Raw genomic sequence first — 20,539 nt, forward strand, 5'->3', positions numbered from 1 at the left:
CAAGGAGAAATGATGTCAAGGACTGTGAAATTTGCTGCCGTACAGTTGGCGATCAGCTGGGATCTGGACGACAACCTGAAGAAAATAACCCGGGCGGTGAAAGATGCCGCAGAAAAAGGGGCGCAGGTCATCGTCCTACAGGAACTGTTTGCTGCCCCGTATTTTTGTAAGAAACAGGAAGCGAAATACTTCGCGTTGGCGGAAGAAACCGCCACCAGCCAACTGATCCGCCACATGAGTGAACTGGCCCGCGAGTGCGATGTGGTGCTGCCGGTCAGCTATTTTGAAAAAGCCGGTAACAGCTTCTATAACTCGTTGGTGATGATTGATGCCGACGGCACTGTGCTGGAGAACTATCGTAAATCTCACATCCCGGATGGTCCGGGTTACAGCGAGAAGTTCTACTTCAGCCCGGGAGACACCGGGTTTAAGGTCTGGAAAACCAAATACGGCACCTTTGGCGCCGGGATCTGCTGGGATCAATGGTTCCCCGAGTTGGCTCGGAGTCTGGCGCTGGCTGGCGCCGAAGCGATTTTTTATCCGACTGCGATCGGCAGCGAACCCCAGGATCCAACCCTGGATTCTCGGGATCACTGGCAACACACCATGCAGGGCCATTCGGCAGCAAATTTGGTGCCGGTGATTGCCGCCAACCGCACGGGTGTGGAAACCGACGACGGGATTGAAACCGTGTTTTATGGCTCGTCTTTTATTACCGACCATAAAGGCGGGAAAATTGCAGAGGCCGAGCGTGACGTCGAAACCACCATCTTTGCCGAAATCGATCTCGCGTAGACCGCTCAGGAGCGCTACAGCTGGGGGCTGTTCCGCGATCGCCGTCCGGATCTGTATAGCGCGCTGAATTCGCTGACCGGCAAGTAAGCGCACGAAATACAGGGAGCTGAAACATGGAACGAGCAGGGACGCCGAAACAGGACGGCTTTTATTTTCCGGCTGAATTTCAACCCCAGCAGGCTGTCTGGCTGGCCTGGCCGGAGCGGCCGGATAACTGGCGTGACGGGGCAAAACCGGCGCAACGGGTATTTGCTGAAATCGCAGAAGTGTTGAGTCAGGTGGTTGCCGTCACGGTGGTGGTTACACCGGCACAATATGCACAAGCGCGAGCCGTGTTGGGGGAGGCGATCACCGTGGTAGAAATGGCCTTTAATGATGCCTGGATGCGCGATATCGGCCCGACAGCATTGCTCAATGACCACGGTGAACTCCGGGCGGTCAGCTGGCAGTTCAATGCCTGGGGTGGCCATCACAGCGGTCTATACTCTCCCTGGGAGCAGGATGATCAGGTGGCCGCTAACGTCAGTCAATTGCTGGGTGTGGATCACTATCAGGCGCCTTTTGTCCTCGAAGGCGGGGCCATCCATACTGATGGAGAGGGTACCCTTTATGTCACGGAAGAGTGCCTGCTGCATGAGAACCGCAACCCGCACTTGGCCCGTGAAGCACTGGAACAGCTGCTGGCGGAATATCTGAACATTGAGAAGATCATCTGGATCCCGCGCGGGCTCTATAACGATGAAACCAATGGCCATGTTGATAACCTGCTTCATGTGATTGCACCGGGCGAAGTGGTGCTGGCCTGGACGGACGATCCTACGGATCCGCAGTATGAGATTTCACGTCAGGCCTGCGCGGCAATAACCGCCGAACCGGACGCCCGGGGCCGAACCGTGACCGTTCACAAACTGCCGATGCCGGGGCCGCTGTATCTGAGTGAATCCGAAGCGGCTGGCATTCAGGCCAGTCAGGGGATGAAGCGTCAGGCCGGAGAAAGGCTGGCCGCCTCTTATTGTAATTTCCTGATGGTTAACCGAACGGTGATTTTTCCGCTGCTGGACCCGCGTACCGATGATGCGGCGAAAGCCGTGTTGCTGGCGGCGTTGCCTGACTGGCGAATCATTGGGATCCCGACCCGGGAAGTGTTACTGGGTGGCGGCAATATTCACTGTATTACACAACAAGTTCCGGTAAGCCGGGCCTGAAGTCATGGCTTACCGCGCGATTGAAGGAGAGATCATGGAACAGATTAAAAACCGCTCGTTAGTTGCTTTTATGTGCGAGCCTTCAGAAACCAGCCTGGCGGTGGCCAATCCGGCGAACGGTGAGGTTGTGGGACATATTCCAACCCAGTCTCGCGAGGAAATTGAAGCGGCAGTCGAACGGGCGCATGCCGCCCAGAAACTGTGGCAGAAACAGACGGCCAAAGCGCGCTCAGCGGTGCTGCGCCGCTGGTATCAGCTGATGATGGATAACCAGCAGGACCTGGCCCGGCTGATGACCCTGGAGCAAGGGAAACCGCTGAAAGAGTCGATGGGCGAAGTCGCTTATGGCGCTTCATTTATTGAATGGTTCGCTGAAGAAGCGAAACGCACTTACGGCGAGACCATTCCGGCGCCGATGGGCGATCGCCGGATTGCGACGATTAAGCAGCCGGTTGGTGTCGCGGCAGCGATCACGCCGTGGAACTTCCCGATTGCGATGATCACCCGCAAAGCCGCCCCTGCACTAGCCGCCGGGTGTAGCTTTATTGCCAAGCCGGCCAACCAAACCCCGTTGTCAGCGCTGGCCTCGGCCGAGCTGGCGTATCAGGCCGGTATTCCGCGGGATCTGCTGATCCTGGTGGTGAACCCGTCAAGCCGGATGATTGGGGAGGTGTTTTGCACGCACCCGAAAATTCGCAAACTGTCTTTTACCGGCTCGACCCAGGTTGGACGCCTGCTGCTGGAGCAATGTGCTCAGGATGTCAAACGCACGTCAATGGAGCTGGGCGGGAATGCACCGTTTATCGTCTTTGACGATGCCGATCTGGATAAAGCCGTAGAAGGAGCGATCGCTTCTAAATTCCGGAACGCCGGACAAACCTGCGTGTGCGCCAACCGCTTCTATGTTCACGACCATGTCTATGATGCCTTCGTTGATAAGTTCGCCACCGCAGTGAAAGCGCTGAAAATTGGCAACGGCCTGGAAGAAGGCGTCGCGATTGGGCCGGTGATTGAAGAAAAAGCCAAAGAAAATATCTTGCAGCTGATTGAACAGGCCAAGCAGCAGGGCGCCTCGGTCGCTTGTGGGGATCAGCCGCAGCCGGGCCTGTTTGTTGCGCCGACAGTCCTGACGAACGTGACTCAGGATATGGTGATTGTCTCGGAAGAGATTTTTGGTCCGGTCGCCCCGGTGATCCGTTTTCACAGCGATGAAGAGCTGGTGCAGATGGCCAATGATACCATTTATGGCCTGGCGAGTTACTTCTACAGCCGCGATATCGGCCGGATTTGGCACGTCGCCGAAGCGCTGGAATACGGCATGGTTGGGATCAATGAAGGGATTATCTCAACGGAGGTCGCACCGTTTGGCGGGGTGAAGCAGTCCGGCATTGGTCGCGAAGGCGCCAAACAGGGGATCGACGAATATCTGGATATTAAATATCTCTGCTTTGGCGGGTTGGAATAAGCAATTGTTGTTCAGTTTTTTATAAGGAAGCAAATCACATGACAACGAATCAATCATGGCAACAGCGTAAACAGCAGGTGATTGCCCGTGGGATGGGGAACCTGAGCCCGATTTATGTCGAGAAAGCAGAAAATGCTTACGTGTGGGACATCGAAGGCCGTCGCTATATCGACTTTGCCTCGGGGATTGCGGTCAATAACACCGGTCACTCCCATCCGCGGATTGTCAACGCGGTTAAAGCGCAACTGGATCGGTTCTCGCATACCTGTGCCATGGTCACCCCGTATCCGTCGTTTGTTGAGCTGGCGGAGCAACTGACTGAGCGCGTCCCGGGAGAGACCGCCAATAAGGCGATGTTCGTCACCACAGGGGCCGAAGCGGTCGAAAATGCGATTAAAGTCGCCCGAGCCCACACCGGGCGCAGCGGCGTGATTGCCTTTAAGGGCGGCTTCCATGGCCGGACCAATATGACCATGGGGCTGACCGGCAAAGTGGCTCCTTATAAAGCAGGGTTTGGTCCGTTCCCGAATGAAATCTACCATGTGCCGTATCCGAACGCTTACCACGGTATCAGTGTGGAAGAGAGCCTGAAGGGGATTACGGATCTGTTTGCCGCGGACATTGAGCCGACGCGCGTGGCTGCGATTATCTTCGAGCCGGTTCAGGGTGAGGGCGGTTTCTATCAGGCTCCGCCGGCATTTGCCCAGGCGCTGCGTCAGCTGTGTGACCAGCATGGGATTGTGCTGATTGCCGATGAAATCCAGACCGGCTTTGCCCGGACCGGGAAGTTGTTCGCCAGCGAATATCTGGGGATTGAGCCGGACCTGATCACCATGGCGAAGGGGATTGCCGGGGGCTTCCCGCTGTCCGCCCTGGTCGGGAAGGCGGAGATCATGGACGCCGCGGCGCCGGGTGGTCTTGGCGGCACGTATGCCGGTTCGCCACTGGCCTGCGTGGCGGCACTTGAAGTGCTCAAGATCATTGATGAGGAGCAACTCTGTGACAAGGCGCTGGCGATCGGCGAGGTGATGTCAAAGCGTCTGCAGGACATGCAGCAGCGCTTTGCCGACATCGGCGACATTCGCGTCCTGGGCGCTATGGTTGCGATGGAGCTGGTGGTTCCGGGCGCAGGCAATAAGCCGAACCCAGAGCTCACCAAAGCGCTGGTGGAAGCGGCGAATCAGGCCGGGGTGATCCTGCTCTCTTGCGGGGTACGCGGTAACGTGATTCGTTTCCTGCCCGCGCTGACTACCGACTTGTCGACGATCAACGAAGGGTTAGATGTGGTTGAGCGCTGTCTGGCTGAGTTGGTGGCAAACGCATAAAGTATATGGTTTTCCTGCCCAACCTTGACTCTTGATAGGCGAGCTTCGGCTCGCCTTCTTCGTTTTGGGCGCCATACTGAGGATATAAGATCGATTCGGAGATTCATCATGGCACAAGTCGGGTTTGGCGGCAGTTGTTACTGGTGCATGGAAGCGGTGTTTCGCAGCATTCGCGGGGTCAGTCTGGCTCGCTCAGTGTGGTTCACGGCGACATCGGCGCCGGAGCCCTCGGAAGGCGTGAATGTGACTTTTGATGAGGATGTGGTTGATTTTCAAACCCTGATCCATATTCATTTGAGCACCCATAGCTGTACCGAGGAACATGCATTGCGGGAGAAATATCGCTCAGCCGTGTATGTGTATGATTCAACTCAGGCGGTTGTCGCCAGCGAGAGCCTGCAACGGTTGCAGGCTTTGTTCCCTCAGCCCATTGTTACGCAGGTGCTCGAAATTGAATCTTTCCTCACAGCTGATGCGTCGATTCAGGACTATTATTATTCCGATCCCGGTAAACCATTTTGCTGCCAGCGCATTACGCCGAAACTGAGAATTTTGTTGCATGAGTTCGCTGCGTATGTCGACCCGGACCGGCAGGCAGTCATTGAAAGCCAGGACAGCGGATGTAACGATTGAGAGGAAATCAGCTATGACCAGCAAAGTGTATCCCCTAGAACATGACACAGTGCATAAAGAATATCGGATGGAAGTCGCGCCAGACACATTTGCTCGGGTCACCTACAGCCAGGACGAGCAGGTACTTCATTTAAATTACTCTGAGGTGCCGCAAAGTATGCGTGGCCATGGCCTGGGAAGTATGCTGATGGAGAAGGTTCTGACAACAATTCAGGCGGAAGGGTATCAAATCCTGCCGGTGTGCGGCTTTATCCGGAACTACGTTGCCGAGCATCCGGAATGGCATCACTTGTTGGCAGACGGGCATGAAAAAGGCGAGCCGAAGCTCGCCCTGGAAAGTCAGCGGTCAGTGAAGCGTTAAGCTCCAATTATCCCGCCGTCTTTTCGCGTAATGCGGATCACCGAAGAGCGCGGAATATTGTTCCCGCCATCCGGGAAGTGCGAGGGTGCTAACTCTTCGCCCGGGTGCTGAACTCCGACGAACATGGTTTTCTGATCCGGGCTGAAGGTCAGGCCGGTGATCTCACAGGCAATCGGTCCGGTCAGGAAACGGCGTACCTCGCCGGTGTCCGGATCGCCGCACAGCATCTGGTTGTTCCCCATGTCGGCGAAATCGCCTTTGTTCGAGTATTTTCCGTCCGTTTGGATCCACAGGCGACCGGCATTATCAAAGCCGATGCCGTCCGGGCTGTTGAACATGTTGGCTTCGGTAATATTGTCACTGCCTGCCATTAAGCCATCTTGGTGAACCGCCGGGTTCCCGGCAATCAGGTACAGATCCCAGTCAAAGCGGCTGGCAGTGTGATCTTTACCGGACGGCATCCAGCGGACGATGTGGCCGTACGGGTTTTTCTCACGCGGGTTCACAGCATCAACCGGTTGGTTTGCTTTCACGCCGCGGTTCTTGTTGTTGGTCAGGGTACAGAAAGCCTGCTGGGTTTTCGGGTTGACGGCAACCCACTCCGGGCGGTCCATGGTCGTGGCGCCGACTTGGGTCGCGGCTTTGCGTGCAAAAATCAGCACTTCACCCTGATCGGCAAATCCGTTTTCCGGTGTAAGGCCGTTTTTGCCCCAGGTCAGTTCAATCCACTCACCCTGACCGTTCAGCTCGCCATCTTTGGCCGAGAATTTGGCGACGTACAGGGTGCCTTCTTCAAGCAGATCACGGTTGGCGGTTGAATTCCCCGGATTGTACTTGTGTTTCGAGACAAAGCGGTACAGGTGCTCCCCACGCTCGTCATCTCCCAGATAGACCACGACATGGCCGTCATTATTGATCGTGACGGCGGCATTTTCATGTTTAAACCGACCCAGCGCGGTGCGCTTCTTCGGTGTTGAATTCGGGTTCATCGGGTCGATTTCAACCACCCAGCCGAAGCGGTGGGGCTCGTTCGGATTCTTGGCCAGATCAAAACGCGAATCAAACTTGTGCCACTGGTAACCCGCATCCTGGTTTGAAATGCCGTAGCGCTTGTAGTTGCTGTCGAGTGCCGGGTTGGCATCAGAGCCGAAATAGCCGTTGAAGTTCTCTTCACACGTGAGGTAGGTGCCCCAAGGCGTTTCGCCGTTGGCACAGTTGTTAAACGTCCCCAGTGCCAGCTTCCCGGCCGGATCGGCAGCCGTTTTCAGTAAGGGGTGTCCCGCTGCAGGACCGGTCAGCGCCATTTCGGTATTGGCAGTGATCCGGCGGTTCAGGCGACCATTTTTGTTTAGGACCCACTGACCGTTCATTTTTGAGAGCTCGATGATTGACACGCCGTGGGCAGCCTGGGCTTTTTTCACATCGTCAGCGGTCATCTTTTTACCCTGATGGGCAAACAGATATTCATAGTTGGTGTATTCGTTGTTCACCGACAGCACCGCGCGATCATCACTGATTTGGAAGAAGGTCATCCCGTCATTGTTATCGCCAAATTGTCGGGCCTGTGCCTGGCTGTTCGCGGTTTGGTTGAATGACGGCGCACCGTTAAAAATCGGGTCTCCCCAGGAAACCAGCACATCTGCCTGATAGCCTTCAGGCACCACAAGGGTATCGGCCGTTGAAACCTGCACCGGGCTGAAGCCCAGCAGTTTGCCTTTCCCGGTTTGGGCAGCAATGGCTTGAGAAACCGGAGACGCAGCGAAGAAAGCCACGGTGCTCGTTGCGGTTGCAGTTTTGAGGAATCCGCGACGGCTCAGGCCTTTGCTGATGATGTCGTTGAAGGCGGGTTCTTCATGGCGGGGATGAAGTTGCTGATCTTGCTGATCAAAACGGCTCATGGGGTTGCTTCCTTTTTTATTATTCGTGCTGACATATTCACTGGGTGGGAATGCTATCGATTGATTATGAATGAGCGGTTACCCGATGATGAAGGATTTTTGACAGTACTCGCTGCATCTTAACTCTGGTTTTTCCGGCGTTACCACGGGTTGTTCTGTTTGTTCGCCTCAAGCTTCATTTCCGGGATCTGGGGCGTCTACATCGGTTGGATGCGGTTTTTGCTCTACACTTTAAAGTACTGATTTTCATGGATGAGCGATAAGGAGTGCACAGCATGAGCAAGGGAAGTATCAAGTACTGGAATGTATTGGCCGAGAAGCACCGGAACCGTTGGAAAGCGCTGGATGGAACGGATGGCATGATTGAGCAGGTGACCTTGGGCAAAGACAGCGCCAGTGGTGATGTAACTCGATTGACACGGTTCAAGGCCGGCGCGGATACCACCCCCTTTGGCCATAGTTGCCATGATTTTCCGGAAGAGGTGTTTGTCGTTTCCGGTCGGCTTTATGATCAGGCGAATGAGCGATGGTTGGAGCAGGGAGATTACGCCAGCCGCTTACCCGGGGAAATTCACGGTCCGTTTTTGTGTGAGCAGGAATGCATTGTGCTTGAGATTTCATCACCCGGGCCTCTGTGAATAAACGATGCGTAAATGAGCGATGTGTAAAAGAGCTATGGTGATAAAGCGCTATGCGAATCAGGTGATTTGGGGGCGAACCACGGCATGAGAGGCGTGGCTGGCCGCTTTCTTGAGGGCGACAAACGGTCGTTGTTCAGGTGACACCGGAAGCGCGTCGGCCCAAGTCGTGTTGAGCTTGTGCGGTCATTTGTTAGTGTGCGAAATATTGTGATCTAATGATTCAATTCATTCATTTTTAAGCGGCTGTGCCTTTTTGTCTGTTTGTTGTGCTGTTTTATTAATGCTTGACACTTCAGTCACATAAATGATTTGATCTGGGTGGAATAGATTTCATTATAGGACTAAGCATTCTTGGCGTAATGCTGCCAAGTAGGATTCAATGATGAGTAAAATAGATAAGTACAGTATAGATAATACGGATTACACGGTCGGGCAGGACAATGTCCAGAAATGGGGATTCGATGTCCATAATCCGGTTTTCGGTGCCAGTGCCGGGATGATTCTGTTGTTCTTGATTGCCGTATTGGTCAGTGATCCGGTATCAGCAAAAGCAGCACTGAACGGTGTCAAAAATAGCATCATTAATAATTTTGATGTGGTGTTCATCTGGTCGGGCAACATTTTCGTGATCTTCTGCCTGGCGCTGGTGGTGTCACCGTACGGGAAAATTCGAATTGGTGGCCAGGAGGCAGAGCCTGAATACTCCCGTCCGTCATGGTTTGCGATGTTGTTCGCTGCCGGGATGGGGATCGGATTGATGTTCTGGAGTGTGGCAGAGCCGGTCGCTTACTATACGGGCTGGTATGAAACGCCGCTGAATGTGGCGCCGAATACGCCGGAAGCGGCGAAACTGGCCATGGGTGCGACCATGTATCACTGGGGTTTCCACCCATGGGCGATTTATGCGGTTGTTGCGCTGTCACTGGCATTCTTTGCCTATAACAAGGGCTTGCCGCTGTCGATCCGTTCGATCTTCTATCCGCTGCTGGGCGATCGTGTCTGGGGTTGGCCGGGTCACGTGGTCGATATCCTTGCCGTAGTTGCAACCCTGTTTGGTCTGGCTACATCCCTTGGCTTGGGCGCGCAGCAAGCGGCAAGCGGGATTGAGCATGTGCTTGGCATCAAGGCGGATATTGGTCTGCAGATTGGGGTGATTACTGTCGTGACCTTCATGGCCGTGCTGTCTGTGGCGCGGGGGATTGACGGTGGTGTGAAGCTACTCAGTAACATCAACATGCTGGTCGCGATTGCCTTGCTGGTGTTTGTTGCGCTGGTGGGCTTCGCGGTTTCCATGGGGACGATTCCAATGACCCTCACGGGTTACCTGGAGAACTTAATCCCGTTGAGTAACCCACACGGCCGTGAAGATGAAACCTGGATGCATGGCTGGACGGTGTTCTACTGGGCGTGGTGGATTTCCTGGTCACCATTTGTCGGGATGTTCATTGCCCGGGTGTCGAAAGGCCGGACGGTTCGTGAATTCATCATCGCTGTTCTGATTGTGCCGACGCTGGTCACTGTGGTGTGGATGTCCGTGTTTGGCGGTCAGGCGATTGATCAGGTGATCAATGGCGTGGGTGTGCTGGGTGAAAAAGGCCTGACATCAGTGCCACTGGCAATGTTCGAGATGTTTGAATCGCTGCCGTTCAGCTCTATTTTGTCAGTCATTGCGATTGTGCTGGTGCTGGTTTTCTTCATCACCTCATCTGACTCGGGCTCACTGGTGATCGATAACATCACCGCGGGTGGCAAGCTGGATGCACCGATGCCGCAGCGTATTTTCTGGGCCCTGATTGAAGGTGCGATTGCAGCAGTGCTGCTGTATGTAGGCGGGACCGAGGCCATTGAAGCGTTGCAGGCGGGGGCGGTTTCCACCGGTCTGCCGTTTACCATTGTACTCTTGCTGATGTGTGTCAGCCTGATCATGGGTTTCCGAACGGAGCGATTCCGCTAAGGTTGACGAGAGCCATCATCCTGAAAAAACGCCGCTGAAATTCAGCGGCGTTTTTGTCGGTGGGCTTTAATCACAGCCGTACCGTATCACAGCCATAAATCAGCAATCGGAGTATCGGGGTCAAAATGGTAGGCAATCTGAGCCTGCAGTAATTCAGCCGTCGCCAGGGCATCCGTCAGGGCCTGGTGGGGCGGGTAGACCGGCAATCCATAACGCTGACGAGCGCGGCCCAAACGTACCGAGCCTGGTTTTTTGCCTTTTAATTTGTTCCACAGGCCGCCAAATTCACGGTGTTGTACCGCAGATTCAATGGCCAGCGTGTCTACGACCGGAAATTGGATCCCTTCATTCAGCCTGGCTTTGAGTGCGCTGTTCATAAACTCGCGTTCAATCTGGCGGAAATGGACCACCACGATTTTTCCGGCAAGGGCAGACAGCACTTCTTCCAGGACCCGCAGCAGCTCCGGAGCGCTACTGACATCGGAATCGGTGATGCCGTGGATCACGACGGATTCTTCTTCCAGCGGACGATTCGGGTTCACCACCCATTGTGCGGAGCCCCGGCAACGGATCCGATGCATATCAAACGGCACTAGCCCGATGCTGATGATTTCATCTTTTTTCGGATCCAGCCCCGTGGTTTCAAAGTCCAGTGCGACAAACGGTACCTCTTTCAGTGGTGTATCACCACTGACCATGCCAGCAGAGTAGTAGTTCTGCAGGCGTCTGTCTTTGGCCTGATCGGCAAGCATGGCAAAGAAGGTTGGCCAGTCCGGGGTGTTATGGTTGGTCAGCAACCGGGTGGCCGGTTTTTTATTCAGCATTAGCGGCGGTTACCCTGGTAACGAAACTTAATAAAATTCTGGGCATTGCTGAGGATCTGGAATGCTGCCTTGAGGTTGCGTCGCTCGAAATCAGACATATTCTCCGGCTCAATGCTGTTGTCGGCTTCGATACCGGCTTCCACGTCCAAGGCCTGGTGGCGAATACGCACCATGTAAATGAACTCCATCGCATCTCGTAAATCCTGACCACGGCCTTTGGGTAAGATCCCGGCCTCAATGATGTCATCCAGACGCTCAAAGGAGTTCTGCGAGCGGGAGCCGACAGCCAGCGCGTGCACCCGGATGAGATCGGCCAGCGGTGCTGTCCCGCGCCGTTTCAGGTTAATTGAGTTGTTGTGGCGGCCGTCTTTTTCCATCACAAAGTCTTTGAAAAAACCCAGGGGTGGGGTTCGGCTGATGGCATTGCGGGCCAGGCAGGCCAGGAAGCGGTTATTTTTCCGGGCCCGGCGGACAATGAAGCTATTGAGCTGCTCGGCCCATTTCTCGCGGCCATACACCCCGTCGAGATCGAAAAAAATCGAGCTGTTGAGCAAGGCTTGCGGTTTCGGGTTGTCGATCCAGTCGGCAAAACAATTTTCCCACTCCAGACGGGTTTTGCGCCACTCCGGATTGGTTGCCATGATGTCGCCGGTGCAGTAGCTGTAACCGCAGGCGGCCAGACCATCGCAGACAAATTTTGCCAGTTCGGCGAAATACGTCCCGTGTTTTTGAACATCATAGCTATTGTCCAGAATCAGTGCGTTGTCCTGATCGGTGACAATCAGCTGCTCGTCCCGGGCCATAGAGCCCAGCGCCAGAAAGCAGTAGGGGATCGGTGGCGGGCCGAGTTTTTCCTCGGCCAGTTCCAGAAGTCGCTGCTTGAAACTGCGGCCGATGACCGCCATGGCGCTGCCGACCATATGGGAGTTGGCATCTTCATTGACCATCCGGACAAAACAGTCTTTCACTTGTTCAGACAGCTGTTGAAGGTCGTCCACACTTTGTTGCTGGAAAATCGTGCTCACCAGCAGCAGGCTGTTTTGGGATTCATAGCGCACGATATCGGTCAGGCCAATGATCCCGATCGGCTGTTTATTGCGCAGCACTGGTAAGTGGTGGACGTTATAACGCAGCATGGTCAACATGGCTTCGAATACGTAGGCATTGTGATCGAGTGAGATTACCTCTGAGGTCATCACTTCAGATACCGGCGTCGACACATCAATCCCGCTGGCCAGGACTCGGGTACAGAGGTCCCGATCGGTGATGATGCCAACCAGCGGTTCATGATCTTCCTCGTCCTCTCCGGCGATCGGATCGGTGATTAGCAGGGAGGAGGTGTTCTCTTCTGCCATAGTTTTGGCAGCAGTCTGGATCGATTCGTCTTTGCTGATCATCAGCGGATCACGGGTGAGCAGGGTTTTGACCTTGGAAGTTGTCAGGTCGTTGGCTTCAGTCTGCGTCGACACCACGCTGCGCAGACGTGCACTGTCTTCTACTTCGACGAAATCGGCGAAGGTATCGAACGCATCGTACAGGCTGTTGAACACGGCCTCGGGGATGCAGTAGATCAGTGTGTCTTCAATCGCCTTGGCCGGCATCCGGACCCGGTTGTTCATGAGCAGACCCATCTGGCCGAACAGATCGCCCTGGTCAATCCGGTTGTAAAGCTCCCCCTTACGGCGGTAAATTTCAACGGCGCCGCTGCGGATTAAATACAGGTCATGAATTTCATCCCCAAAGTGAAGGATCATGGTATCGGCACGATAGTAAGACACCTCAATCTCCAGTGCGACCTGTCGCAGTGTTTCTTCCGGGAGATTATCAAAAGGGGGGTACTGGCTGATAAAGCTCAGTATTTCGAGCTGTTCTGCTTCCATGATGTGATCCGCTTTGTGCTCAGTTGAAAAATCGTCACCATTATACAGAGTTCTATTAGGAATGCTTTTGCATTCAGCCTGTTAGACATCAATTGGCCCTCTGTACTGTTCAGTATAACCAAAGCTCCTGTTGTTGCTGGTATCGGTGTCCGAGAATGTGACAACCCCGGGGAATGAACGTAAGATGTCCCGGTCATTCAATGTGAAAGGAAATGAAGATGGCAGGGAAACAGTCGCCAATCCTGAAGTGGTTCAAGGTCTTCCACGGGATCGGGTTGATCATGATTGCCGTGGGTGTCGGGCTCTACGCACTGACGCCGATGGCTTTGTCCCTGAACGGGATGTTGGTGATCAGCTGTCTGATAGGCATCGGCGGGGTGCTGGTGTCGCCATTTCCGGTGGCCCTGTTTTTCCAGTGGGCCAATGCCTCAGCGGCGGGTAAACCCCGCTCATAACGATTCAGCAGTACAACACAGGAAGTTTATAACGCAATGAAGTTTGTTCCTTGTTCCTATGAGGCGCACGGCGACGCCATTCTGGCCATTTTGAATGACGTGATTCGCCACTCCACCGCACTGTACGATTATCATCCCCGAACCATGGCGAACATGAAATCCTGGTTTGATACCAAAGCGCAGGGCAACTATCCGGTGATAGGGATTGAAAATGACGAGGGCACCCTGATGGGGTTTGCCACCTATGGCCGGTTTCGCGAACAGCCCGCGTTCAAGTACACCGTGGAACATTCGTTGTACCTGCATGTTGATTTCCGCGGCCGGGGATTGGCAAAACCGTTGATGGCGGAACTGATTTCGGCTGCCCGAGCGCAAGGGATGCATGTGTTGATGGGGGCCATTGATGCCGAAAATACCGGCAGTATTGCCCTGCATCAAAAACTGGGCTTCACTCACACTGGCACCATTCGCCAGGCCGGGTTTAAATTTGGTCGTTGGCTGGATTTAAGTTTGTATCAATTGATTCTGCCGACTCCGGCTTCCCCTTGCGATGGCTGATTTGTGCTCTTTCGAAGCTGCCACCCGCTATCGGCTGGCGGCTTTGACAATGGTTGGAAACGAACTCAGGGTGTGGCAGTAGGAACGAATTTATTCGCTTTTTTTTCGTTAAGGCTCAAATGCTCACCCGAAACGTTGATAATGTGATCTTCTCTTAAAATATTGATATTTATAGCTTTCGTTATTGTCCATGTAATATAGAGCTTCTACTCTTATTATTTCCATCAATAACGGAACAATAAGAATGAAAAAACTTCACCCAGCGATGGCAGTGGCATTTGCTGCTTGTTCATTTTCAGCGTCTGCAACAATCGGGGAGCACCCGGTGATCCTGATCCATGGTTTTCAGGCCGATCAACTCACCACCAAACCAAACAGCGATGTCGTGGCCCAGGATGGTGCAAACTACTGGCAGGATTTCTGGCTGGCAAAGGCGGATGCCCGGATTGACTGGCCGTCGCATGAGCGGGTTGCCGGAAAAATATCAACGGATTATATCTGGCCGAAACTTCAGGAGCTGTCTCGTCAGCAAACCTGTGCCAAAGGCTGTATTGTGGTGACGCACTCAACCGGGGACTTGGTTGCCCGCTACATGCTGGATAACCAGGCGAACTGGCTGGAAAATGCCGGCCTACAGCCACTGAATATTCTCGCCACGTTTGATTTTGCCGGTGCGGGGGGAGGTTCTGAAATGGGCGATCTGGTGGTCAATGCCGCTGAGGGCAGCAGCTGGACGGACGGCGCGCTGAAACTGGCAATCGAAATGTGGCTGGGTGAGGTGCCGACCCAGGAAAACACCGGGGTCCTGAATGATCTGAAAGTGACCAATGCGCGTCAGTTGGCGCCGTTGCCGGACAGCCGGGTGCCGCGTTTACGTTTCACTGGGGACAGTTCGGACTATTACCAACTGACTGCCGGGTTCCTGCCGGGGCACGATGACGGTGTGGTCGCCAGCCACTCTACCTGTGGTGCCAGCCAGGCCGGTGACTATAACAGCTGCTCCATCAGTGTGGCTTATGACGGCAAGCTGGCCCCGCAGTCACGTGGGGTGGCTGACTTTATGCCGTATCACTACCCGTTGCTGATGGGAGAGGGGTACAGCCATGGCGGCCTGATCGGGAATGTTCACAGTGGCGAGGTGACTGCGGCCAACCAGCAAGCGACCCTGTTGAATGGCAAGACGGTGTCGATCGCGACGACGGATGAGAAGTACTGGCTGACCGGCAATTACTACCGCTATGTGGATGGCTCTGAAAGCAAAACCATGTCGGAGTTGGTGGTCGATCTGATCCATTAATATTCTGTCATTGCGACAGTGACAGTCACGGCTTCTGCTTTTGCAACGGCAACTACAATTTCTTCTGCAACGGCAGTCGCAATAAGCCCTCACGTTGATTGAGCCTGGTGCGCTGGCGCCAGGCTCAATGGATGAGGCGATCACAAAACACCCGCGCCATGCCGACGGCAGGAGAGCCCTCAGGTTTTCAGTCGGATGGTGTGATATCGATGAAGATGATGTTCGGGTTTGGGCCCGGAACAGCTATTCGAGCAAACTGTTGATGATGAAATTACGTAAACCAATTTTGGGGGCGCTGGGGCTCAGTGGCCTGGTGGTGCTTGCCTGGGGGCTGATCTCGACCGAGCAATCCCCTGCTACTTCAGAGACATCGGTGCATCCGGTTCAAGCCGTGAAGCAGTCTCCCGAGACGGTCGCGAGTCGTGCCGCTGCCGCTTCGGGGGCTGATCCGATCCCGAATACAACCCCGCAACCATCCGGGGACGGCAGTGAGACTCGCCAGGTGACTGAACGACAGCCGGTGCAACTGGCCCGGCAACTGAGTGCGATTTCAGAGGTATATGCAACGGAAGTGCAATATCCATCTTACTCGAAGCCGATCACCTCACAGCACGTGAGCTATTTAGAGCCAAACCGCTTCACAGTCGTTGAAATCCCGGTGCTGGGTGGTAGCAGTACCGCCGCATTGTCACTGCCTAAATATCGATTCTTTGCACCGGAAGGGGTGACGTTGTCACTACAGTCCGATCTGGCGGTCAATGCAATTCGCTACGAGTTTTATGATGTAAACAATAGTCAGCGTTTTTTGGTGAAGCACACGGATCAAAAAAGCCTGCTCGTGCCGGGCAATGCCCGCTGGCCGCAGGAAATCCGGGTGAAAGCAACGGTCGATTTTGACCAGGGAACCGATGTGCTGACGGCCGACTTTCAATACCAGGTCCCGGTGGCGGTGGTGCTTTCGGCCGAAGCGCCGGTGGCTCAGGGCGCGGATATGCTGATCCCGCTCAATCTCGACGTTTCGGAAGTGGGTATTTACCGGATCCGGGCCAACTTGTACCGGGAAGATGGTCAGGTGATTGCGGCACTCAGTCAGAAATCACGATTAGGCGAGGGCCGGCAATCATTAACGCTCAAAGCGCACCAGAGTGTGCTGGGCGGAACGGACGGTCGGTATTTGTTGAAAAACTGGGTGGTTGAACGGATGTCAGGGATGCCGGGCGAGAAGGCATCTTTCGGGATCAGTCAACAACCGGTGATGGCACTCGCGCCGTTTGATGCCTCGGGGTTGCGTCGTGAGGCTTATACGCCCAGCCCGCAGGAGCAGCAGCGTCTTCACTTCTTACGTCAGGCCGGTGTATCGGAGTAATCGGGAAGCTTGTCATGCGGGACTCTCATTTCGGCTCCCGAGTTCCTGCTGTCAAATTCAGGCTTTTCGTTTCCGGCTCCCATCACCGGTGCCATAGGGATCGCAAAATCTGGTCTATGTTTAAGGCACAGGTGTGTATCGTTGGGTGTGAGGGCGTAGGCCATTGAAGCGTTAGCTTATCTGAACGACAGATACCGTGAGGTCACGGGCCGGTTGCAATTTGTCGAACATCATTGCTCAAGGTTGTTGGTGTTATTGACGACGGCACTGACCGGTGTGGCTGTGGTCGTGGTGGTGAAAAGTGCCTTTTTTTTTGAACCGGCTTTGCCCATCGAGTGGATACGGCTAATCGCGTTGCTGATCGGCATTTTCGCCTTGGTGTGTGCCTGGGGACACACCTTGCTGGCGCTGAAGTGCGCAGCAGTGCCGCCACCGGAAGAGTTCCGCCGGTTGGTGGAACAGCTGGATGCAGCGGATCAGGCTGATCACCATCAACATCTGGCGGAAGCTTATCGCAAAGCGACAGCGCACTTGCTTCACATTGTCGAAGAAAAACAACGGAACCTCTCTCTGGCCTACGAAGAAATGACCATGAGTGCCTGGTTTTTTGGGATCGTAGCCCTCATTGCGATTGGGATTGAAATCTTGAACTGACCATCATTGCCTGGACTGTTGATTGATGAATCGATTAGAGCTGAAAATACCGCCCGTTGTCCTCTTGTGTCTGGTTGCGGCCTTCATGTGGGCCGTCGCCCGCGGATTGCCGACGCGGGTGTTAATGCAGACGGCCAGTGTCAGCCGATTGTCAAAATTGTTGAAAATGTCACCGCTTGATCCTGTAACACGCTGATCAATATGATTTTCGTTGATGTCACAGAAAATTAATCCATAATACTGTTTATATATCCAGTTTTGAAAGGGTCGCGATATTTGCGGGATGAACGGTGCGTTCATCGGCTGTGATGTCGAGGCCGACAATGAGTATTAGGATTGTGGCTAATTTCAACATGCATATTGGAACAGCCGCGCTTACCAGCAGCCTGGCGGCGACCGCCTTTCTTTCGGCGGGTCATGTAGCGCCCATCACGGCATTGTGGTTGATGTTTTTAGGTACTATGGGCGGGCTGCTGCCGGATATTGATTCGGACAACTCCACCTCGATGAGCACGTTATTCCGGTTCTTCGGGGGGCTGATCACCTTTAGTTTGGTCGGCCACATCTATCAGATGGTGTCGATGCTGGAGCTGATTGTCTATGCGCTGTTCTGCTACCTGACCATACGGTATAACTTTAAAGCTTTGCTCGAGAAAGTGACGGTGCACCGGGGCTGTTGCCACTCACTGGCTTTTGTGTTTCTTTCCGGCCTGAGTTGTGTGTCGCTGATCTACCTGCTCGGCTATTCGGAAACCACGAGCTGGTTATCGGGGCTCTTTCTGACCGGTGGGGGTGTTGTTCACCTGTTACTGGATGAGATTTACAGTGTCGATTTGGCCAACCGGCGGATCAAAATGTCATTCGGCTCGGCTTTAAAACTCTGTTCAAACCGAAATCCGTTCATCAGCAGTTGCCAGTTTGTGCTCATCGGCTTTCTGTTGTATCAGAGTCCGCCCTGGGAAGAAGCCTGGGAAACGCTGTCAAATTGGCATCACTTTCAACTCCGGCCGGAATGGCTCAACCGGGAAGAGCTCGGTGAGTTTTTCCATGACGTGGTTGAATCGACCACCAGTGCGATGAATCCTGAATAACATCCGCTACATTCATGAATCTTGTGATTTTTTATGAAATACCATGATTTTATTGGATATTTCGATACAGCGGAGGACAAATGGGTGGCGGATGGAATCGATTGGTCGGTTCAGTTGGGAAACGCCTTCTAACTATTTGATTTATTGATTGATATCAATTTTGTCAATAATCATTGATGCTACTTTCAGGCTCATTTTGTGCTAGGTAGTATCAGCAGTTATGAAAATCAGCCTCAATCATCTCTCCATCCGAAATCAAATTCTCCTCCCGGTCGTTGTCCTTGGTTTGATCACTTTGATGGTCTTCACCGTGATGTTGAAAGAATCCGGTCAGCAACGTTCAGACAGTCAAGAGGTCACGTTCGGGGCTTTATCTGAAAAACGCGCCGTCCTGGCCTTGCTGAAAAACACTTATCAGGTGCGGGTGAGTGCAATTTATGCCTTGTATGATCAGGCGGCGCTGGATGGATTGGACAATGCGGTCCGCACGGGCTTTGATAAAAACCGTCAGTTGCTGACAGAGATCGACAGCAATCCGTATTTTGCCAGCTATAGCCAGGCGGTCAGTGACAATATCGCGAGCTATGAAGGCTTTATCGCCAATGAACTCAAACCATTCCTGGCTCAAAAAAGCCGCGGGGAGATCACCCTGGCACAAGAAGAAAAACTGGCGGCGCATTTCAGAGAAGTAGGCTCGGCACTGATTCAATCGGTTGAGCATCTGTCTGCGGCCATTGACCAGCGGGTGAAAAGCGAGTTGGCGGGGGTGGCAACCAGTTATCAGCAGATGACGCGGAATGTGATCATCATGATAGTGTCGAGCTTGCTGCTGGGTCTGGGGATTGCATGGGTCCTGTCGGGCAAAATCACCCAGCCGGTATTGAGTGTGTGTCAGATCCTGAAACAACTGGCGTCAGGGAACCTGACGGTCAGAGCTCCGGTTGAAGGGAGCAATGAACTGACCCAACTCAATCAGGACCTGAACCAGACGTTGGATATTTTGCAAACCACCATTGGTGAATTGAATCGCATTAGTGAAGAAGTGGCTTCTGCTTCCTCGGAGCTGGCTGAAGTCATGGCCACTTCCCAGCAAAACGCGCAAAGCGAGCTGGGTGAGATTGAACAGGTTGCGTCGGCCGTGAATGAATTATCCAGTACTGCGGATAATGTCAGCGGCAACGCATCGCAAGCCGATCTCTGCACCAAGCAAAGCCTGAAAATGGTCAAAGAGGGAATGGATGTCTTCGCCCAAAGTGAGCAGGTGAGTCAGGATACGGCGCTGAGAATGGCTGAGGCTGCGCAAGTGGTCATGCACTTGCGGGATCAATCCGATGAAGTCAGTAAAGTGATCGAAGTGATCCAGGCGGTGTCAGAGCAAACCAACTTGCTGGCGCTGAACGCTGCGATTGAAGCAGCACGGGCTGGGGAGTCCGGGCGTGGATTTGCCGTGGTGGCGGATGAAGTGCGGATGCTGGCTGCCCGAACTCAGGACTCGACGCGCGAAATCCAGGCTATTATCGACGATCTGCAACGCCAGTCTTCTGAAGCCAATGCCGGGATGCAGGCGTCACTGAATCGCTTGCGAGAGTCGGAGGAGCTCACCGGGCTGGTAAATGAAGTACTGGGTGGGATCACCGATGCCATGGATGAAATCGGCGATATGAATACGGAAGTGGCGGCGGCCGCAGAGCAGCAGGCTCAGGTGACGCAAAGCATCAACAAGAATGTGGTCACCATGTCGGAGCTGGTCAACCAAAATGTGGTGGGGATCACCCAAAGTGCCAGCGCCAGTGAGGAGCTGTCCAGACTGGCGGAACAGCAGTACCGGCAGTTAGCCTTCTTCCGCTGCTAAGGATGTGTGTCGATCGGCTATCACCAGGGAGCACGGTGGTGATCCCTGGTGTGTTGATGGGGATGGCGCGGCGGCTGATATGGGTTATTCAGTGAGTGTTTTATCAGTTGTAAATCCGGAGAGGGTGTGGAACAATTCAAGCTGTTGTTTTTGATGAACTTAGCGTCTACGTTTATTAAATACAACTTCGTATAACCCCATTAATAGGGTATGGGGGTCTCTACCAGAATCCGTAAAATTCTGATTACGAAGAGTTAAGTGGTGAGCAACTTTTCTCTTTGTAAG

General features: G+C 53.9%; 17 protein-coding genes, 1 pseudogene and 1 riboswitch. Of the genes and pseudogenes, 15 read left to right on the plus strand and 3 right to left on the minus strand.

What is annotated here, in order from left to right; translation table 11 throughout:
* Window positions 1–12 precede the first annotated feature (12 nt).
* From aguB to NH461_RS17965, 6 genes and pseudogenes are all read left to right on the plus strand, one after another.
* A pseudogene (aguB, locus tag NH461_RS17940) lies at window positions 13–882 on the plus strand (N-carbamoylputrescine amidase).
* Window positions 883–908: 26 nt separating this feature from the next.
* Entirely contained in the window at window positions 909–2,000 is a 1,092-nt protein-coding gene (gene aguA / locus NH461_RS17945; protein WP_261603977.1) for an agmatine deiminase, read from the plus strand.
* 34 nt (window positions 2,001–2,034) lie between these two features.
* Window positions 2,035–3,465 (plus strand): NAD-dependent succinate-semialdehyde dehydrogenase, encoded by a 1,431-nt coding sequence (locus NH461_RS17950; RefSeq protein ID WP_261603978.1) that lies wholly within the window; start codon window positions 2,035–2,037, stop codon window positions 3,463–3,465.
* A gap of 38 nt (window positions 3,466–3,503) precedes the next feature.
* Window positions 3,504–4,790, plus strand: a complete 1,287-nt coding sequence (gene gabT, locus NH461_RS17955; protein ID WP_261603979.1) for a 4-aminobutyrate--2-oxoglutarate transaminase — start codon at window positions 3,504–3,506, stop codon at window positions 4,788–4,790.
* Between the two features lie 108 nt (window positions 4,791–4,898).
* Entirely contained in the window at window positions 4,899–5,423 is a 525-nt protein-coding gene (locus NH461_RS17960; RefSeq protein ID WP_261603980.1) for a peptide-methionine (S)-S-oxide reductase, read from the plus strand.
* Between the two features lie 13 nt (window positions 5,424–5,436).
* Window positions 5,437–5,784: a GNAT family N-acetyltransferase gene (locus tag NH461_RS17965; RefSeq protein WP_261603981.1), complete on the plus strand. Its 348-nt coding sequence runs from the start codon at window positions 5,437–5,439 to the stop codon at window positions 5,782–5,784.
* Here the strand turns inward: NH461_RS17965 and NH461_RS17970 are convergent.
* Complete coding sequence (locus tag NH461_RS17970) at window positions 5,781–7,682, minus strand: PhoX family protein (RefSeq protein ID WP_261603982.1); 1,902 nt, start codon at window positions 7,680–7,682, stop codon at window positions 5,781–5,783. The genes NH461_RS17965 and NH461_RS17970 overlap by 4 nt on opposite strands.
* A gap of 275 nt (window positions 7,683–7,957) precedes the next feature.
* On the opposite strand from NH461_RS17970, the gene NH461_RS17975 reads away from it, so the two are divergent.
* Both NH461_RS17975 and NH461_RS17980 read left to right on the plus strand, forming a co-directional pair.
* Window positions 7,958–8,320, plus strand: a complete 363-nt coding sequence (locus tag NH461_RS17975) for a cupin domain-containing protein (RefSeq protein ID WP_261603983.1) — start codon at window positions 7,958–7,960, stop codon at window positions 8,318–8,320.
* 382 nt (window positions 8,321–8,702) lie between these two features.
* A complete protein-coding gene (locus tag NH461_RS17980; RefSeq protein ID WP_261603984.1) occupies window positions 8,703–10,277 on the plus strand; it encodes a BCCT family transporter in 1,575 nt (524 codons plus the stop codon).
* An 86-nt stretch (window positions 10,278–10,363) separates the two neighbouring features.
* On the opposite strand, the gene NH461_RS17985 is transcribed toward NH461_RS17980, so the two are convergent.
* Together NH461_RS17985 and NH461_RS17990 are read right to left on the minus strand one after the other, a co-directional pair.
* Window positions 10,364–11,101 carry a 3'-5' exonuclease gene (locus tag NH461_RS17985; protein ID WP_261603985.1) on the minus strand — a complete coding sequence of 246 codons (738 nt, stop codon included), beginning with the start codon at window positions 11,099–11,101 and terminating at the stop codon, window positions 10,364–10,366.
* Complete coding sequence (locus tag NH461_RS17990) at window positions 11,101–12,981, minus strand: DUF294 nucleotidyltransferase-like domain-containing protein (RefSeq protein WP_261603986.1); 1,881 nt, start codon at window positions 12,979–12,981, stop codon at window positions 11,101–11,103. Before NH461_RS17990 ends, NH461_RS17985 begins: the two co-directional genes overlap by 1 nt.
* 218 nt (window positions 12,982–13,199) lie before the next feature.
* Between NH461_RS17990 and NH461_RS17995 the strand changes: the two genes are divergently transcribed.
* The 7 genes from NH461_RS17995 to NH461_RS18025 all read left to right on the plus strand — a co-directional run bounded on the left by NH461_RS17995 (window position 13,200) and on the right by NH461_RS18025 (window position 20,254).
* Entirely contained in the window at window positions 13,200–13,436 is a 237-nt protein-coding gene (locus NH461_RS17995; RefSeq protein ID WP_261603987.1) for a hypothetical protein, read from the plus strand.
* Between the two features lie 36 nt (window positions 13,437–13,472).
* The gene (locus NH461_RS18000; protein ID WP_261603988.1) at window positions 13,473–13,994 is read left to right on the plus strand and encodes a GNAT family N-acetyltransferase; all 522 of its coding nucleotides are present in this window, start codon (window positions 13,473–13,475) and stop codon (window positions 13,992–13,994) included.
* Between the two features lie 244 nt (window positions 13,995–14,238).
* A complete protein-coding gene (locus tag NH461_RS18005; protein ID WP_261603989.1) occupies window positions 14,239–15,291 on the plus strand; it encodes a hypothetical protein in 1,053 nt (350 codons plus the stop codon).
* 262 nt (window positions 15,292–15,553) lie between these two features.
* Window positions 15,554–16,657, plus strand: a complete 1,104-nt coding sequence (locus NH461_RS18010) for a hypothetical protein (RefSeq protein ID WP_261603990.1) — start codon at window positions 15,554–15,556, stop codon at window positions 16,655–16,657.
* Window positions 16,658–16,906: 249 nt separating this feature from the next.
* A complete protein-coding gene (locus NH461_RS18015; RefSeq protein ID WP_261603991.1) occupies window positions 16,907–17,311 on the plus strand; it encodes a hypothetical protein in 405 nt (134 codons plus the stop codon).
* Between the two features lie 353 nt (window positions 17,312–17,664).
* The gene (locus tag NH461_RS18020) at window positions 17,665–18,402 is read left to right on the plus strand and encodes a metal-dependent hydrolase (RefSeq protein ID WP_261603992.1); all 738 of its coding nucleotides are present in this window, start codon (window positions 17,665–17,667) and stop codon (window positions 18,400–18,402) included.
* Between the two features lie 220 nt (window positions 18,403–18,622).
* Complete coding sequence (locus tag NH461_RS18025; protein WP_261603993.1) at window positions 18,623–20,254, plus strand: methyl-accepting chemotaxis protein; 1,632 nt, start codon at window positions 18,623–18,625, stop codon at window positions 20,252–20,254.
* Between the two features lie 167 nt (window positions 20,255–20,421).
* Window positions 20,422–20,521, plus strand: a riboswitch (purine riboswitch).
* Window positions 20,522–20,539: the final 18 nt, after the last annotated feature.

It is taken from the genome of Photobacterium sp. TY1-4, from assembly GCF_025398175.1.
Classification (GTDB): Bacteria; Pseudomonadota; Gammaproteobacteria; order Enterobacterales; family Vibrionaceae; genus Photobacterium.

Bases quoted from the DNA above. Each gene is read 5' to 3' on its own strand.
- NH461_RS17990 (WP_261603986.1), bottom strand. From the start codon at position 12,981: ATGGAAGCAGAACAGCTCGAAATACTGAGCTTTATCAGCCAGTACCCC.
- NH461_RS17965 (WP_261603981.1), top strand. From the start codon at position 5,437: ATGACCAGCAAAGTGTATCCCCTAGAACATGACACAGTGCATAAAGAA.
- aguA (WP_261603977.1), top strand. From the start codon at position 909: ATGGAACGAGCAGGGACGCCGAAACAGGACGGCTTTTATTTTCCGGCT.
- NH461_RS17960 (WP_261603980.1), top strand. From the start codon at position 4,899: ATGGCACAAGTCGGGTTTGGCGGCAGTTGTTACTGGTGCATGGAAGCG.
- gabT (WP_261603979.1), top strand. From the start codon at position 3,504: ATGACAACGAATCAATCATGGCAACAGCGTAAACAGCAGGTGATTGCC.
- NH461_RS17970 (WP_261603982.1), bottom strand. From the start codon at position 7,682: ATGAGCCGTTTTGATCAGCAAGATCAGCAACTTCATCCCCGCCATGAA.
- NH461_RS17950 (WP_261603978.1), top strand. From the start codon at position 2,035: ATGGAACAGATTAAAAACCGCTCGTTAGTTGCTTTTATGTGCGAGCCT.
- NH461_RS17975 (WP_261603983.1), top strand. From the start codon at position 7,958: ATGAGCAAGGGAAGTATCAAGTACTGGAATGTATTGGCCGAGAAGCAC.
- NH461_RS18025 (WP_261603993.1), top strand. From the start codon at position 18,623: ATGAAAATCAGCCTCAATCATCTCTCCATCCGAAATCAAATTCTCCTC.
- NH461_RS18010 (WP_261603990.1), top strand. From the start codon at position 15,554: ATGATGAAATTACGTAAACCAATTTTGGGGGCGCTGGGGCTCAGTGGC.
- NH461_RS17980 (WP_261603984.1), top strand. From the start codon at position 8,703: ATGATGAGTAAAATAGATAAGTACAGTATAGATAATACGGATTACACG.
- NH461_RS18020 (WP_261603992.1), top strand. From the start codon at position 17,665: ATGCATATTGGAACAGCCGCGCTTACCAGCAGCCTGGCGGCGACCGCC.
- NH461_RS17995 (WP_261603987.1), top strand. From the start codon at position 13,200: ATGGCAGGGAAACAGTCGCCAATCCTGAAGTGGTTCAAGGTCTTCCAC.
- NH461_RS17985 (WP_261603985.1), bottom strand. From the start codon at position 11,101: ATGCTGAATAAAAAACCGGCCACCCGGTTGCTGACCAACCATAACACC.
- NH461_RS18005 (WP_261603989.1), top strand. From the start codon at position 14,239: ATGAAAAAACTTCACCCAGCGATGGCAGTGGCATTTGCTGCTTGTTCA.
- NH461_RS18000 (WP_261603988.1), top strand. From the start codon at position 13,473: ATGAAGTTTGTTCCTTGTTCCTATGAGGCGCACGGCGACGCCATTCTG.